Annotated in this window: 13 protein-coding genes and 3 pseudogenes; 9 read left to right on the top strand and 7 right to left on the bottom strand. The window is 69.8% G+C overall.

The window, feature by feature from the left end; translation table 11 throughout:
* Positions 1-43: 43 nt before the first annotated feature.
* The gene (locus ACIQ7D_RS08710) at positions 44-409 is read right to left on the bottom strand and encodes a YybH family protein (protein WP_403935268.1); all 366 of its coding nucleotides are present in this window, start codon (positions 407-409) and stop codon (positions 44-46) included.
* Positions 410-500: 91 nt separating this feature from the next.
* On the opposite strand from ACIQ7D_RS08710, the gene ACIQ7D_RS08705 reads away from it, so the two are divergent.
* Positions 501-1,412: a LysR family transcriptional regulator gene (locus ACIQ7D_RS08705; RefSeq protein ID WP_403935266.1), complete on the top strand. Its 912-nt coding sequence runs from the start codon at positions 501-503 to the stop codon at positions 1,410-1,412.
* 48 nt (positions 1,413-1,460) lie between these two features.
* Here ACIQ7D_RS08705 and ACIQ7D_RS08700 read toward each other — a convergent pair whose 3' ends face one another.
* Positions 1,461-3,242: a BTAD domain-containing putative transcriptional regulator gene (locus ACIQ7D_RS08700; RefSeq protein WP_403935264.1), complete on the bottom strand. Its 1,782-nt coding sequence runs from the start codon at positions 3,240-3,242 to the stop codon at positions 1,461-1,463.
* 459 nt (positions 3,243-3,701) lie between these two features.
* Complete coding sequence (locus ACIQ7D_RS08695; RefSeq protein WP_403935262.1) at positions 3,702-5,093, bottom strand: FAD-binding oxidoreductase; 1,392 nt, start codon at positions 5,091-5,093, stop codon at positions 3,702-3,704.
* A 128-nt stretch (positions 5,094-5,221) separates the two neighbouring features.
* On the opposite strand from ACIQ7D_RS08695, the gene ACIQ7D_RS08690 reads away from it, so the two are divergent.
* Entirely contained in the window at positions 5,222-6,148 is a 927-nt protein-coding gene (locus ACIQ7D_RS08690; protein WP_403935261.1) for a LysR family transcriptional regulator, read from the top strand.
* A gap of 299 nt (positions 6,149-6,447) precedes the next feature.
* Here the strand turns inward: ACIQ7D_RS08690 and ACIQ7D_RS08685 are convergent, their stop codons facing one another.
* The gene (locus ACIQ7D_RS08685; protein WP_403935259.1) at positions 6,448-6,993 is read right to left on the bottom strand and encodes a flavoprotein; all 546 of its coding nucleotides are present in this window, start codon (positions 6,991-6,993) and stop codon (positions 6,448-6,450) included.
* Entirely contained in the window at positions 6,990-8,261 is a 1,272-nt protein-coding gene (locus tag ACIQ7D_RS08680) for a helix-turn-helix domain-containing protein (RefSeq protein WP_403936054.1), read from the bottom strand. Before ACIQ7D_RS08680 ends, ACIQ7D_RS08685 begins: the two co-directional genes overlap by 4 nt.
* 175 nt (positions 8,262-8,436) lie before the next feature.
* Here ACIQ7D_RS08680 and ACIQ7D_RS08675 point away from each other — a divergent pair, with 175 nt between their 5' ends.
* The 7 genes and pseudogenes from ACIQ7D_RS08675 (at position 8,437) to ACIQ7D_RS08645 (ending at position 14,172) form a co-directional block, all read left to right on the top strand.
* On the top strand, positions 8,437-8,868 hold the full coding sequence (locus ACIQ7D_RS08675; RefSeq protein ID WP_403935257.1) for an ATP-binding protein: 432 nt from the start codon (positions 8,437-8,439) through the stop codon (positions 8,866-8,868).
* Positions 8,869-8,907: 39 nt separating this feature from the next.
* Positions 8,908-10,196: pseudogene (locus ACIQ7D_RS08670) on the top strand (UDP-N-acetylglucosamine 1-carboxyvinyltransferase).
* On the top strand, positions 10,193-11,428 hold the full coding sequence (locus tag ACIQ7D_RS08665) for a metallophosphoesterase (protein WP_403935255.1): 1,236 nt from the start codon (positions 10,193-10,195) through the stop codon (positions 11,426-11,428). The pseudogene ACIQ7D_RS08670 and the gene ACIQ7D_RS08665 overlap by 4 nt, the downstream one beginning before the upstream one ends.
* Positions 11,425-11,964 carry a dCTP deaminase gene (gene dcd / locus ACIQ7D_RS08660; protein ID WP_403935253.1) on the top strand — a complete coding sequence of 180 codons (540 nt, stop codon included), beginning with the start codon at positions 11,425-11,427 and terminating at the stop codon, positions 11,962-11,964. Before ACIQ7D_RS08665 ends, dcd begins: the two co-directional genes overlap by 4 nt.
* Complete coding sequence (locus ACIQ7D_RS08655) at positions 11,961-12,497, top strand: dCTP deaminase domain-containing protein (protein WP_403935251.1); 537 nt, start codon at positions 11,961-11,963, stop codon at positions 12,495-12,497. Before dcd ends, ACIQ7D_RS08655 begins: the two co-directional genes overlap by 4 nt.
* Positions 12,494-13,024, top strand: a pseudogene (locus tag ACIQ7D_RS08650) (glycosyltransferase family 4 protein); the annotation flags it as partial. The gene ACIQ7D_RS08655 and the pseudogene ACIQ7D_RS08650, both read left to right, overlap by 4 nt.
* A 17-nt stretch (positions 13,025-13,041) precedes the next feature.
* On the top strand, positions 13,042-14,172 hold the full coding sequence (locus ACIQ7D_RS08645; RefSeq protein WP_403935249.1) for a hypothetical protein: 1,131 nt from the start codon (positions 13,042-13,044) through the stop codon (positions 14,170-14,172).
* Positions 14,173-14,197: 25 nt separating this feature from the next.
* Here the strand turns inward: ACIQ7D_RS08645 and ACIQ7D_RS08640 are convergent.
* Positions 14,198-14,356 (bottom strand): annotated as a pseudogene (locus ACIQ7D_RS08640) (TOPRIM nucleotidyl transferase/hydrolase domain-containing protein); the annotation flags it as partial.
* 76 nt (positions 14,357-14,432) lie between these two features.
* Complete coding sequence (locus ACIQ7D_RS08635; protein ID WP_403935247.1) at positions 14,433-14,840, bottom strand: lipocalin-like domain-containing protein; 408 nt, start codon at positions 14,838-14,840, stop codon at positions 14,433-14,435.
* Between the last annotated feature and the right edge of the window lie 26 nt (positions 14,841-14,866).

Genomic DNA, 14,866 nt, shown 5'->3' with positions numbered 1-14,866 from the left:
GCCGGGCACCTCACCGGGTGCGGCCCCCGCCACGGGCGGAGTCCTACTCCTTGGGGACCTCGGGCCGGTCCATGATCCGCAGCCAGGAGCCGTCCGGCTGCTGACGCGCGACCTGCACCCGGCCGCCCGTGTTGTCGGAGTCACGGGTGGAGGTGAGGGCGAGGTCGCCGTGGCGCACCGTCGGCAGCGGCTCCTCGACCGGGAACGGGAGCGGCGCGTGTTCGAGCATCCGCTCCCAGACCGCGCGGATCGCCTCCCGGCCTACCGTCGAGCCACCCGGCGGATAGGCGAGCACCGCGTCGGGCGCGTACAGCTCGGCCAGTCCTTCGGCGTCACGGGCGTTGGCCCTCTCCACGAACAGCCGAGCCAGTTCCTCGGGCGTCGCGGCGCGTTGACGGGTTTCGGACATGATCAACTCCTATCTCTCTCACCTGCAACCCTCGCGTAACAACTGTCAGAAGTCCAAGACTTAGTAAATCTCATTGCTAGAATCACTGCTTATGGAACTTCGGCAGCTCGCATACTTCGTGGCCGTGGTCGAGGAGCGGAATTTCACCCGCGCCGCCGCCAGGATGAACGTGGCCCAGCCCGGGGTGAGCGCTCAGGTACGCCAACTGGAGCGCGAACTCGGGCAGGAGCTGCTGGACCGCTCCGGCCGCTCGATCCAGCTGACGGAGGCGGGCACGGCCGTCCTGCCGTACGCGCGCGCCGCGCTCGCCGCGGTGGAAGGCGTCCGGCTCACCGTCGACGAACTGACCGGGCTGCTCCGGGGCCGGGTCGCCATCGGGACGGTGACCTCCCACCAGGTGGATCTGCCCGGTCTGCTCGCCGGATTCCACAACGACCACCCGGGGGTCGAGATCTCACTCTGCGAGGAGACCTCCGACCAGCTCCTGGACGGGCTGCGTACGGGACGGCTCGACGCGGCGATCATCAGCGTGGGGGACACGGCCCCGGACGACATCGAGATGCATGTGGTCGACGACCAGGAGCTGGTCGCCGCGGTCAGCAAGGACCACGAACTCGCCGTCCAACCCGCCATCTCGCTGGACACGCTGCGCGGCCGGGCGCTGATCAGCCTGCCCGGCGGCACAGGGCTGCGCGCCCGGCTCGACGACGCGTGCGCCGGCCTCGGCTTCGTACCCCAGATCGCGTTCGAGGCCGGCGACCTGAACGTGCTGGCCCAACTCGCCGCCCGCGGGCTGGGGATCGCGATCCTGCCCTGCGCGTTCGCCGCGACGCGGGCGGCGAGGCTGCGGGCGATCCCGATCACGCGGCCGGCCCTGCGCGGGCGTCTGGCCTTCGCCTGGCGGCCCGGCGGGCCCACCAGCCCGGCCGGCCGCGCGCTGATCGCCCGGGCCCGCCGCAGGCTGCCCGTCGTCGACCGGACCGTCCGGACTCCCCGCGCCTGAAGGGGTGTTCACCCGCTCGCGGGGCTCCGGCGGATCCCCGGCCCCGGCTCAGGAGGAGAGCCGCGCCTGACAGCGGCCGACGGCCGTCCCGCCCATCGACGCGAACCGCTCGGGCATTTCCAGGGCGGCCATCCAGACCAGACTGGAGAAGGAATAGGTCAGGTTTCCCTTCTCGTCCACTCCACAGGCACTGAGCACATTGTGTTCGACGAGGTGTTCCAGAATGTCCTCGGCCTCGACCTTGCTCACCTCAAGGGGGAGCGCCGCGGTGACGGCGGATATCTGGCCTGAGGGCAGGAGGGCCAGCCAGGCGAGCGCCGATCTCGTGTCCTCGGAGAGCTGGCCGAAGCTCTGCTGGATTTTCGAGCGGACGTCGAAATCGGCGATCCGTAATTCGTCGAGACGGTTCCGTGAGGGGTCGACCATCCGGCCCACGAGATGGGATATCGGCCAGTGGGGTTTGGCCGCCAGCCTCGCCGCGGCCACCCGTACCGCCAGCGGAAGCCGGTCGCAGAGCTCGACCAGCGCTTCCGTGGACACCGGCTCCGCCGAGACCCGGCCGTCGCCGACGATCCGGCTCACCAGCTCGACGGCCTCGGCACGGTCGAAGGCGCCGACCCGGGTGATACGGGCCCCCTCCAGCGGGGCCAGGCAGGACCGGCTCGTCACGATGACCCGCGACGCGCCGACCCCCGGCAGGAACGGGCGCACCTGCTTCTCGTCCATCACGTTGTCCAGGAGTACGAGCATCTTCCGGCTGGCGATGTTGCTCCGGTACAGCCAGATCCGCTCGATCAGGGAACTGGGCAGCGCCACGTCCGGGTCGACCGCGCGGATGAGTTCGCCCAGGACGCCGTAGGTCCCGCGCATACGGTTCCCCTCCTGGGTGAAGTCCACGTGCAACTGCCCGTCGGGGAAATGCGCGGCGTTCTCGTGGGCCGCCCGTACGGCCAGCGCGCTCTTCCCCGATCCGACCATCCCGGTGATCACCAGGGGCCGGGCGGGGCTCGCCGGGGAGAGCCGGTCGGCCAGTTCCCGCAGTTCGGCCCTGCGGCCGGTGAAGTCCGCGATGTCCGGCGGGATCCTGGCGGGGACCTCGGCCGCGGGGCGGTGCCGTACGGTGTGCAGCCGCAGGCGCGGCGCGTCCAGCTCCGGGTCGCCGTTGAGGATGCCCTGGAAGACGGCGTTCAGCGAAGGGCTCGGGTAGACGCCGAGATCTTCGGCGAGCACCTTGCGCGCGGAGTAGTAGACGGCCAGCGCGTCCGCCTGCCGGCCGCTGCGGTACAGGGCCTTCATGAGCAGGGAGCGCAGCCGCTCCCGTACGGGGAACTCCTCCACCAGATCGGTGAGGGCGGTGAGGAGTTCGACATGGCGCCCGAGCCCCAGATCCGCCTCCGCCTTCTGCTCGAACACGGTGATCCTCGACTCGTTGAGCCGGGGCAGTTCGGTGTCGGCCAGATGGGAGGTCACTCCCCCGAGGGCGCATCCGCGCCATTGCGCCAGAGCCTCGGACAGATAGGCGGAAGCCCCTTCGTACCGCTGGTTCAGCAGCGCCGCCTGGCCGAGGGACGACAGCCGCAGGAATTCCGCGTAGTCCAGCTTCACCGGGCCGATCGGCAGTACGTACCCGGTCGACCGGCGCACGATGGTGACATCAGGGCCGACCGCCTTGCGCAGCCGGGACACATAGGTGTGAATCTGCGCCTGTACGGTCGTGGGCGGCGAAACTCCCCATAACGCCTCACTGATCTCGCTGTTCGAGATGGTTTTTCCATTCGCCAGAAGCAGAGCAGCAAGAATCGACTTCGGCTTGCTTCCCCCCAGCGACACCAAGCGTTCCTCGTACGAAATCTCAACCGGCCCCAGAATACGGAACTCCATATTCCCACCGGCCCCCTTCTTCAATGAGATAACCAATGGAAGAGGTCGCGCAGTCGAGCAAAGCGGGACCTTGTCACGCGAAAGCAGACCAACGCGACCCCCCCGAGTCCGCTTGAAGCCCTGATGACAGCGTTGTCACCGGCGCCGTTTCAACTTAATCATCAAATACCTTCTCCGATCCAGAGGGACACGCGCGGCGCGAGGCCGCCAGAACCTGTCCGGGAATCCCCAACGCCGCCCGCCCGCCGGGGATTCCCGGAAACGCATCATTCCGGTCACGGAACAGATGTCCGGAAACAGTGGCCGGGAGCCCCGCTCGCGCACCCCCCGGCCACGGCCGGCCGCACCGATCGGTCACGGTACGTCCCGGCCTCGTCGCGTACCGTGCGCGACGCCGGTCCGGTCAGCTCAACCGGCGGCGGCCGGGGCGATGTTGTGGTTGAAGCGGAACAGGTTGGCCGGGTCGTGAACGCTCTTGAGTTCGGCGAGCCGGCGACGGTCGTCGGACGAATAGACCTCGCCCGTCTGGTCGGGCATGTCCTCGTCGCTGTAGACGAAATTCAGCGAACGGCCCGTGGTCCACGGCCGCAACGCGTCGAAAAGCCTCTGGTGCACGGGCTTGGCCACATCGAGATCGGAGGCCGCCAGGGGCGTCAGCACCCGCAGGATGAATTGCGCGTCCCGATTGCCGACGGCGCTGGGAACAGCGGGCGGCCGGGAAAGGGCGCCACCGAGATGACGCAGATCGATGACGCACAGCGCGGGCGCCTCCGGGCCGGCCACATCGAGCACCGTCTTGACCAGCACCGAGGAATCCACTTCGCCCAGCAGCACATTGTTCCCGTAGTACGCGTGCGGGAAAGCCGGGTCGTTGTAAATGGTGCCGCAGGCCGTGTACGGCATTTCCTGCACGCTGTCGATCAGCCGCGGGCCGATCGCGCGCAGGGGCGCCACCAGACGCTCCCCGGAATCCGCGTCACCGGTGTAGGCGATCCGCACATGGGCCACGTAACGGCCCCGCAGCGGGGCGGGGATCATCGGAAGGTCCGGGTAGGCCATCAGCGAGACGGAGGAGGTCAGTTCCTCCGGCACGGTCGCGGTCCACGCCAGATAGGCGGTGAGCACGTCCGTCACCGATTCGGCGGGGAAGAACAGCCCGCCGCCGTAGAGCCGGCTGACCGGGAAGAGGTCGACCTCCATGCTCGTCACGACACCGAAGTTGTCCCGCCCGCCGCGCAGCGCCCAGAACAGGTCGGGATCGCTCTCGGCGGTGACCCGGCGCTCCGTCCCGTCCGCGGTGACGACCTCGATGGCGCGCACATGGTCGGCCGCGTACCCGAACTGGCGGGCCAGCAGCCCCAGTCCACCGCCGAGCGTGTAGGCGACCGCGCCCACGTGCGGGGCGGAGCCGTTGAGCGGCGCGAGCCCGTGCGGGGCCGCGTCCGCGACGACCTGCTCCCAGCGCACACCGGCCTCGAACCGGGCGGTGCGGGCCTCGGGGTCGATCTGGACGCCGTCCATCCGGCCGGTGCTGATGAGCAGCCCCTCGCCGTCGGCGGCGGCGGACAGCCCGTGCCCGGTGGCCTGCACGGCGACCGGCAGTCCGTGCTCGGCCGCGAAGGCCACGGCGGCGCTCACGTCGGCCGCCCCGGCCGCGCCGACGATCACCGCGGGGCGGTGGCGGAAGGCGGTCTGGAATCCGGAGCGCTCCTCGTCGTAACCGGGCCGGCCCGGCCGGAACACCGGGCCTTCCACCCGCTCGGAAAGCTCCTGGAACGCTGCTGCCGGGAGATCACTCATGACTGTGCTTTTCCTTTCGCCGGGCGCGGAGGACACGGGCGGGAGAGCAAGCCCATGTGTCCACAGCCTGGGGCACCGGTCACTAGTAGTCCAAGATCTGGTTCGTCTCGCTGCTAGCATCATCAGTTATGGAGCTGAGGCAGTTGGAGTACTTCATAGCCGTGGCCGAGGAGGCGAGTTTCACCAAAGCGGCTGTACGGGTGCGGGTGGCCCAGCCCGGGGTGAGCGCACAGATCCGCCGCCTCGAACGAGAACTCGGTGAAGACCTGCTGGACCGCTCCGGCCGCGCGGTCCGGCTCACCGAGGTGGGCGCGGCGGTGCTGCCGTACGCGAGGGCCGCCCTGGCGGCGGTCGTGGACACGCGTCTCGCCGTCGACGAACTCACCGGACTGGTCCGCGGCCAGGTCGCACTGGGCGTGGTGCCCTCCTGCGGAGCCATCGACCTGCCCGCGCTGCTCGCCGGTTTCCACCAGGGCCACCCCTCGGTGGAGATCACCCTCTCGGAGGCCAACTCCGAAGAGCTCGTCGCCTCGCTGCGGGCGGGCCGGCTCGACGCGGCGATCATCGGCCTGTCCGCCACCCGGTCGCCGGGCGTCCTGACCCAGGTCATCGCCGACGAGGCGCTCGTCGGCGCCGTGTGCCAGGGGGACCCCCTCGCCGGGCGCGCGGAGATCACCCCGGACGACCTCAGGGACCGTACGCTGATCAGCCTCCCGCGCGGCACCGGGCTGCGCGCGAGTCTCGACGAGGCGTGCTCCGCCGCCGGCTTCGCCCCGCGGATCGGCTTCGAGGCCGGAAACCCCAACACCCTGGCGGAACTCGCCGGTGGCGGGCTGGGGCTGGCGATCCTGCCCGAACGCCTCGCGCGCGTTCACCCGGCCCGGCTGTGGGTGCTGCCCTTCGCGCCTCCCGTGCCCCGCGGGCGGCTCGCGCTCGGCTGGCGCGGCGGCGAACCGGGCAGCCCGGCGGCGCGGGCGTTCCTCGGCCACGCCCGGCTGGCCATGGCCGAGGAGCCTGCGGGGCGGCCGGAGTTCGCGGGGGACGCGCCGGGGTAGCGGGACGGCCCCGGGCGCCACGGGCGCCACGCGCCACCGTGCTCGCAGAGGCAGAGGCAGCAGAACACAACGCGGCCGCCGTCTTCGGCCAGGCGCTGCACCAACGTGCCCTGGACGACGCCCGCAGTCCCGCCCGCGCGCTGACCTGGCGCATCCGCCGCCTCGGCGAACGCCACGTTCCCGGTCCTTGGGCCCAGGCGGCCAGGGCCCACAGTGCCATGCAACGGCCCAGCGTGCCGGTCCGCCCCTCGGCAGCCATTGGTCGGCCACCGCAAGGGTCCCCGACGCGGCGGCGCTGATCAGGCCGGGGCGGACAGCCTGGGAGCGAGCAGTTCCAGCGCTTCCTCCCAGCGGTAGCGGTCGGCCCCGCCGCCGGCCTTCGGCCGGTGCGGTTCGTACGAGCCGATCAGGGCGCCCATCTCGCGTAGCCGTTCCAGGCTCTGGCGGTACGCGGGGTGGGCGGCCTGGGCCGAGTTCAGGTACGGCAGCACGGCGACCGGGATGTCCATGGCAGGTGCTTCGCACAGGACTCCCAGGGCGAGATTGTCGGAGATCCCGGCGGCCCACTTGTTGACGGTGTTGAAGCTGGCCGGGGCGACCGCGATCGCATCCGCGGGCCGGGTTGGGCGCGGTTCGCCCGGTGATCGCCAGGCCGAGCGGGTGGGGCGGCCGGTCTGGGCCTCGACCGCCTCCGCATCGAGGAAGCCGAGTCCTTGCGGGGTGGCGATGACGCCGACGTCCCAACGCCGTTCCTGTGCCGCGGTGATCAACTTGCCGACGTCGGCTGCGACCCCGGCCGCGCAGACCACGATCTGGAGGAACGGCTTGTCGGGCTGATCACTCACGCGGGCACTCCCAGTTGGCGGCTGAAGTGGTGCAGCTCGGGCAGTGCCCGGCGGCGGTCGCGGGCTGCCATGTCGGCGACCAGTTCGCGTACGGCCGGGCGGCGGATGTCCTGAGCCGCGCAGCTCTCGGCGATGCGCAGGGCCTGGTAGCCGTCGGCGAGCCTGCCCTGCTGACTGTAGGCGCGGGCGGTCTCCACCCACAGCGCGGCCCGGCGCTCGGGGACAGGAATGTGCCGCCGCATGAGCGGCCGTGCGGTTTCCAGAGCGATACCGGCGTCACCGAAGGAGACAGCTGCGCTGATCTCGTGGAGTGCGACGTTGGTGGGGCTGAAGTTCGCCCAGGCGTCCGGCCGGTCGAAGGAGACGTAGCGAGCGACTTCCTTGGCTTCGGTGAGGAAGTCCTGGGTGGTGTCGCGGTCGCCATTTCTGCTGGCGGCGGTCGCTCCACGGAGCAACAGCAGACCGACCGCTGCCAGGTACCGGGGCGAGCGCTGGTCGTAGGAGCCGGTGAGCTGGTCGGCAGTGTGGCGGACCATGTTCACGGCCTGGGCCGTGTGCTTCTCCCGCACAAGGACGTGAGCGTGGACGCGGACACTGGCGGCGAGGACGACAGGATCCCCGGACCGTTCCGCCTCGGCCATGGCCCGACCGGCCGCGAGCCAGGCGTTGCCCTGATCGGCCCGCTTCAGCAACAGGCTCACCGACGTCTGGTAGGCGGTCGCGAGCAGCCCGGACACCTCCGCCGAGCCGGACGAGCCTCCGGCGGCCTGACGCAGGTCGGCGATCAGACCCGGCAAGGTCTGCTCCAGTTCGGCGTAGTCGCACGTGCAGAACATCCGGCGTACGGCCCGTGCCCGGTCCCGCAGTTCGTCGAGGCCCAGGGCTTGACCGGTCGCCGCGGGGCTCGTGCCTGGCAACAGGACTTGGATCAGGTCGTGGTGTGCCGCGCTCGACGACGGCGGAGCCGCGAGCGCGGCGACGCTCGCGGCAAGGAAGGTACGGCGGTGCATGTCCTCCGTTCCGGGCTCGGCGGGGCTGGCATCAGAAGCGGCGGCGAGGCCGAGACATTGCGGCGGAATCTCCAGTACTTGCGCGATCTCGCGCAGCACTCGCACGTCCTCGGTACCCCTGCCGCTCTCCAGGCGGCTCACCTTCGCCTGGTGATACCCAAGCGCGGCGGCAACGTCCCGCTGCGAGCGCCGCTGAAACACGCGTGCCTGACGGATCACTTCGCCGATCCGTCTCGCCTCACTCTGTGCCTCGGCCATCTGTGCCACGGCCCCTTCTGCCGTCGCCGATCCTGCCTGCTCAACCGAGAGTAACCGAGCGGCATATGGCAGTGATGCAGCTCCTGCATAAGTGATGCAGCCCCGGCACACCGACTGGTTCGGCTTACCTCTGGAGCGGTTGCGTGGAGTGGCCGAACCGACCACGAGGCCGCTCATGGAAGCGCATCACATCCGGATTCCCGTCTCCCGCACGCCAGCTGCCGCAGCGTCCGCGCGCCAGCAGCTCGCGGACGGGATACGGACTTTCGGCGCCTTCCTCGGCCCCGAACTCCTGGACGCGGCAGAGCTGGTGGCCGCAGAGCTCATCGCGAACGCGGTCCGGCACGCAAACGGCGGCCCGATCACGGCCAGCGTCTGCCTGAGCGACAAGGGACTGCGGATCGAGGTGAACGACGCCAACCCCGCCGTCCCACAGGTCAGCCTGTCGGATGTGGACGAGGAAGGCGGACGCGGGCTGTTTCTCGTCGCAGCACTCGCGGACCGCCACGGCTTCGATCCGCTGCCGCCCGGCAAACGCTGCTGGGCCGAGTTCAAGGTCAGCACCCCACTACCCACCACATCACACCTTCCCCTGCAGAGGAGTTGACCGTTGACAGCCGTACGCATTCCCCCCGTCGCCGCAGAAGTGGTCGCCGTGCGACCCGGCAGCCCACTCGCCGGCTCCATCACCGTCGACGGCTCCAAGAACGCGGCCCTGCCCCTGCTGGCCGCCGCCGCGGCCCTGCACCGCCCGGTGCATCTGAGCAACGTCCCGTCGAACACGGACGTCGAGACCATGCTCACCCTGCTCCAACAGGCCGGCTGGCACACGGCCCGTCCGGTCAGCGACCCGCACACCACCGTGATCCTGCCGAGCGACAAGCCCCAGCCAGGCCCCGATCCCGAGGTCGCCGCCGGGGGGGCATCCGGGCCTCGTACTACCTCGTACCGGCCCTGCTCGGCACGTCCGGGCGAGCCCGGCTGCCCTGGCCGGGAGGCTGCCGGATCGGGGAACGCGGGATGGAGCAGCACTTCAACGTCTACGAGCGCTTCGGTGACCGCACAACGGTCGATGGACGCGGCTACCTCGTGGAAGCAGCCACCGGTGGGACCGGAACCGTGTCCATGGTGCTGCCATTCCGCTCTCGTGGGGCGAGCGTCGCTGCCCTCCTGCGCGCGGTCGTAGCCGACCGGCCCCTGTGCCTTGGCCACCCCAATCTCTCGCCTGAAGTGATCAGCGTCGTAGAGGCGTTGCAGGTGGCGGGATGGGAGTGCCGGGTCAGTGAGTCGGTCCTGACGCTGTCACCACCCACTTCCGTCCCGACGGAGACCACCGTCTGGTCGGTGCCCGGCGACAAGGTCGAAGCCGGGACCCTGGCCTGTGCGGTCGCGGCGACCGGCGGGGACGCACGCATCTGTGGCGTACGCGGCGACGACGTCGTTCCCCTGGTCTCCGCCTTGAACTGGCTCGGAGTCCCCGCCGACGCCGAGGACGATGCTCTCGCCGTCCGGGCTCACGACGCCGAGCCGACCGGGCGATCGCTGCGCGCCATCGCCTCGCTCTCCCCCGACGGCTTGGACGCCGACTTCGAACCACCGCTGATGGCCCTCGCCCTCGGTCTGCCCGGCACTCACCTGTTCGCCGACAACATCAACCCCGGCCGTCACGGCAACCTGCTCCCCCAGCTCACCCGCCTCGGCGCCGAGATCCACGAGCTCTCGCCCACCGAATGCCGCCTCACCGGACCGCAGCAGCTGACCGGCGCCGGCGTGGAGGCCACCGACATCCGCACGGGCTCGGCCCTGCTCATCGCCGGCCTCACCGCGAGCGGCGTCACCACCCTCGGCGGCCTCGAACAGCTCCGGCGCGGCCACGCCGACCTGCCCACCAAGCTGCACGCCCTGGGCGCCGACATCTGTGAGGTCACTCCATGACCCGGCAGCTCCAGCGGATCACGGCCACGACGGACGTCCACTCCTCCTTCGACCAGGCCACGCCAATGCTCGCCTACCTTCACGCCGCCGGGGCCGAGAGCCTGATCGTGGACTGCGGCGACTTCTTCGAAGGCACCGGCTTCTACCGCTTCGGCCAGGGGCAGATCGAGCGCGAGATCCTCACCAGCCTGTACGACCTGCTCGCCCCCGGAAACCACGGCTGGCCGCACTACTTCGAACCGCGGCTGCACGAGATGACCGTGTGCGCGAACGCAGACGATAGCAGTGGCAAGCCGCTCTTCGACCGCGTGCGCATCGAGCACATCGGCGGCCGGAAAATCGCCATCACCGCAGTGATCGGCCCGCAAGCCTTCAACGCGATCCCCGCCGAGCAGCGCACCGGCCACCACGTCATCGACCCGGCCCTGGCCCTGTGCGAGGTGATGCTGGAGCACCATCACCGTGCCGACGCCTGGATGGTGCTGTCCCACTCGGGCTTCGACGAGGACCTGAAACTGGCCGCCGCCTGCCCGTTCGCGGACGTCATCTTCGCCGGGCACTGCCACAGCAACACCTACGGCCCCGTGCCCGTCGGCGACACCCTCGTCGTCAAGGGCCACGAACTCGGCGTCGGGTACGCCACCGCCGAGCCGGCCGGGGCCGGCTGGGCCGCCCGCGTAGGCGCCTTCCCCGACACCTCCGTAATCCCCGAGGACCTCGCCGTACTGCAGGAGAAAATCGCGCTCATCAGCAGCACCCTGGGAAGCCGGCTCGGCATCGTGAACGAGCCATATCTCAATACCCTGTTGGACCGACGCCTCCTCTTGGACGAGATCGCCACCCGCCTGCACACCGGCCTCGGAGCGGACGCGGTCATCCTCAACGAGACCGCTCTACGCCCCGTACCGCTCGGCGATGTCCTCACTCTCGGCGACTTGCTCGCCATCGAGCCCTTCGGCAACCAGCTCGTCCACGCCTTCTTCCCCGACGATCAGTCCGAGGACCACGCCAAGCTGCTCGCTCATCTCGTCGAACGCGTCGGCCCCTTGACAGTCGCGCCTACGCCCCTTCCACCCACAGCGCGCATAGTGCTGACCACCGACTACATCGCCGGCACCTATCTCGGCGGCCGCACTCATCAAGCCGGACTTCGTCTGGGCCAGGCGGTGCGCAGCGTCCTGGCGACCACGTTCGCTGACTCTGGCGACGCTCTTCAAGGGGGCGCTCAATGATCCTCACCGGGCCCGAGATCAACACGGCCGTTGCCGACGGACGCCTTCGCATCACCCCGTTCGACCCGAAGCAGACGAACCCCAACAGCTACAACGTCCGCCTGGGCGCCACCCTGCTGACGTACGCCACCAAGGTCATCGACGCCCACCACGCCAACCCCACGCACACGATCCGAATCGACACGGCCGGATACGTCCTCCAGCCCGGCGAGCTGTACCTCGGCCACACCGTCGAGGAGGTCGGTTCGGACGTCTTCGTCCCACTGCTCTTCGGCCGCTCCTCTGTCGGGCGCCTCGTGCTATTCGTCGAGATCACCGCGCCCATCGGCGACATCGGCTTCCACGGACAGTGGACGCTGATGCTCTCCCCCATCCGCCCGCTGCGGGTGTACGCGGGCATGAAGATTGGGCAGATCATGTTCTTCGTCGCCACCGGGGACGTCGACCGGTACCGAGGCAAGTACCAGGGCGCCGCCGGCCCCCAGCCCTCCCGCTACTGGCGGGACGCGGCACCCGCGCAGGCGGTCGCCTCGTGATCCTCACCGGCCCCGCAATCGCCGCCGCCGTCAGCGCGGGCGAAATCACCATCGCGCCCTACGACCCGGCACGCCTGTCCCCCAACGCCTACGACTGGCGGCTGGGCGACACGATCCGCATCTGCGACGGCGACCTGGACGCCGCCACCCTCACCGCCTTCACCGAACTGGCCATCCCCGCCTCCGGCTTGGTCCTACAGCCCGACGTGCTCTACCTCGGCGTCACGCTGGAGAAGACCGGTTCCGAGACCTACGCCCAACTCCTCAACGGCAACCGCACCATCGGCGCCCTCGGCATCTGGGTCCACGTCTCCGCCCCACTCGGGCACCAGGGCCACGCGATCCGCTGGACCTTGGAAATCCGCGCCGCCAAACCCGCCCGCGTCTATCCGGGAATGACCTTCGGCAAGCTCGTCTTCCTCACCACTGTCGGCGCCCCGGCCAGCTACCAGCAACAGCGCGCCAAGTACGCCGCCACGCAGGGCATCGACATCTCCCGCCTGTACGAAGAGATCCCCCAAGGAGCGCTGTGAGCCCCCTCGTCCGCCCGACCGCGGGGCCGCTGGCCGCCACCTTCCTCGACCTCCCAGCCGGAAGCCCCGGCGGCAGCGTCGAACTCTTCCTCGACCTCTACACCGGCGACAAGCCCCTCATCCCCGCACGGGCCTTCATGCTGGCCCCCACTCGCCCCGACCCCCACCTCCCCGCCGGGCTCGACCTGCTGACGGTCGCCGGCAAGTGCCTGGACGGCGCCTCCTTCAGCCGCTACGTCGCAGCCCTGCGCCGGGCGCTGGTGACCGCGATCGACCCAGCCCAGATCGGCGTACTGCACCTGCAACACCTCACCTTCGGCGCCACCCCCGCCCTGCTCCGGGCCCTGCCGGCCCACCCCAGGATCGCCTTGGTCCACGGCACCGACCTGATCTTCGCCGAGTCCCACCGCGACCAGCTCCAAGTCCTGCGCGAGACAGCGAGGGCCGCCGACGTGATCGTGGTCCCCACCGGCGCGATGGCCGACCACCTTCTCAAGCTCGCCCCGCAGATCGACCGCCGCAAGGTCGCCGGCGGTGAATTGACATGGCCACCGACGAACTCCCTTTCGGACCTGACGAGATCCGGAGTTATCTCAAGGTCACCGGCTGGTCCACGGTTTCCGGCGGCGACGTAGCGGAGCTCTGGCGCTTGCCGGGACCGACTGAGGAAATCGTGCTCGTGCCCATGAAGCCGGGCGCTCCGGACTTCGCCAAACGCGCGCGCATCCTCGTCGCAGACCTGGCGCGCATCAGCTCCGAGGGCACACGGACCGTTCAGGACTCCATCGCGTCCGTGTTCCACGATGTCACAGACCTCAGGGCCTCCCACCCATCCCTTCGAGACGGCTCCATCCCGCTGGACGCCGGATTCGAGCTGTTTCAGTCCGCCAAACGACTCCGCGTGGCCTCAGCCGCATCCACCATCCGCCGCCAAGGTCACTTCCGTAACTTCCCCACCCGAGCACGGGAACAAGCCCGCGATGTACGGCTCGGACAGACCCGTAAGGGCTCGTACATCGTGCCCATCATCAGCCAGGCCCGCTCACCTCTGGACGTGTACGAGCGAGGACAGAACCAGATCGACATCGAAGTCGAGGAAACCCTCTTCGATCGACGGGTCACCGCCACCATGTCGCGAGCGCTAGGCGTACTGGAGGAAATAGCGAGCACCGACCGGATCCCCACCCCCAGCGAGATCACCGACTCCATTGGGGAAGGCGTCTCCTATGAGTTGTGCCAGGCGCTGTCGAAGGTCGTGAACAGCGAGGCAGTTGACAGCTTGGACGTCACGTTCAACTGGTCTCGTGTGGCGGCGGCGCCGGCTGGTACTCCGCTTGAGGTCGAATTCAATCGCGATGCCATCGCCATCGTGGAACTGGTGTCCGACCAACTCAAGACGAGCGTCTACAGCCGAGAGCATGTGATCTACGGTCTGGTGACGGACCTCAGGCGGCACCCGGACGACGAAACGGGCAAGGTAGGCGTCCAGGCCCTCCTTCAGCGACGCAGCCGCACCATCTGGATGGATCTTCCCGACGACGACTACCACACAGCAGTCCACTGCCATGACACCGGCACCGCAGTTCGGGTACGCGGCGTGCTGACCAGCCCTCCCGGAGGCACCGCGACAATGATGGTCGTCGACTTCGGTCCTGATCCGTCTCTCGGCCAGTGAGCCCTCTAGGAACGCCTACCTCGATGACGCTGATGCCCTCCGCGCCCAGGTTGATCCCCGACCGGTCCACGCAACCGGTGATCACTCCCTCGTCCCCGCGTCCCTCGACCAGCACCACGGCATGGGCGAAGAAGCCCTCTGCCAGGGCACCTCCCAGCGTCCCCTCGGTCCTGCCCCTGATCACCTTCTTGGCGACCAGCCCGTCGAGGGTCCTGCACAGATCCCCCTCCGTGGGGCACCCGGGCACCCCGGGGGTGCCGTCAGCCGGCACCCGCGACGCGGTGCCACTCCAGCACCCGGCGCTGCGGCCGGCCGACCAGCGCGTCGCCGTACAGCGTGAGCCGGTCGCCGTCCAGCGTCAGGTCCCGGACCTGGTCCGTGCCGATCCACGCGGGGTCAGGGGCCACCGTGATGGTGTGGACGACCTGGTCCCCGAGCCGCCGCCAGGTCCCCGCGTAGCTCATGTAGCTCCGCGCCGGCCGCTCCACCGGTGCCTCGCCGGGCCCCCCGCGCTCCACCGCGCGCATCATGGTCACCGACACATGCCCGTCGGCGGAGTAGAAGAGCAGCCCCGTCGGGTCCGGGCCCAACGGCCCCTCCCGGGTGCTCCCTTCCGGGTCGACGTCGTGGAACGAGGCCAGCCGCCACACCCCGGCGAGTTCGCTCACCGACGGGCCGCCCCCGCTCGCCCGCT

Origin of the sequence: Streptomyces sp. NPDC096310 (genome assembly GCF_044763125.1) — a bacterium.
GTDB lineage: Bacteria > Actinomycetota > Actinomycetes > Streptomycetales > Streptomycetaceae > Streptomyces.
This window is presented reverse-complemented; position numbering and strand designations above follow the sequence as displayed.

Excerpts from the sequence above, each read along its gene's own strand:
- ACIQ7D_RS08695 (WP_403935262.1), bottom strand. The coding sequence starts at position 5,093 with ATGAGTGATCTCCCGGCAGCAGCGTTCCAGGAGCTTTCCGAGCGGGTG.
- ACIQ7D_RS08710 (WP_403935268.1), bottom strand. The coding sequence starts at position 409 with ATGTCCGAAACCCGTCAACGCGCCGCGACGCCCGAGGAACTGGCTCGG.
- ACIQ7D_RS08645 (WP_403935249.1), top strand. The coding sequence starts at position 13,042 with ATGGCCACCGACGAACTCCCTTTCGGACCTGACGAGATCCGGAGTTAT.
- ACIQ7D_RS08705 (WP_403935266.1), top strand. The coding sequence starts at position 501 with ATGGAACTTCGGCAGCTCGCATACTTCGTGGCCGTGGTCGAGGAGCGG.
- ACIQ7D_RS08665 (WP_403935255.1), top strand. The coding sequence starts at position 10,193 with ATGACCCGGCAGCTCCAGCGGATCACGGCCACGACGGACGTCCACTCC.
- ACIQ7D_RS08680 (WP_403936054.1), bottom strand. The coding sequence starts at position 8,261 with ATGGCCGAGGCACAGAGTGAGGCGAGACGGATCGGCGAAGTGATCCGT.
- dcd (WP_403935253.1), top strand. The coding sequence starts at position 11,425 with ATGATCCTCACCGGGCCCGAGATCAACACGGCCGTTGCCGACGGACGC.
- ACIQ7D_RS08690 (WP_403935261.1), top strand. The coding sequence starts at position 5,222 with ATGGAGCTGAGGCAGTTGGAGTACTTCATAGCCGTGGCCGAGGAGGCG.
- ACIQ7D_RS08675 (WP_403935257.1), top strand. The coding sequence starts at position 8,437 with ATGGAAGCGCATCACATCCGGATTCCCGTCTCCCGCACGCCAGCTGCC.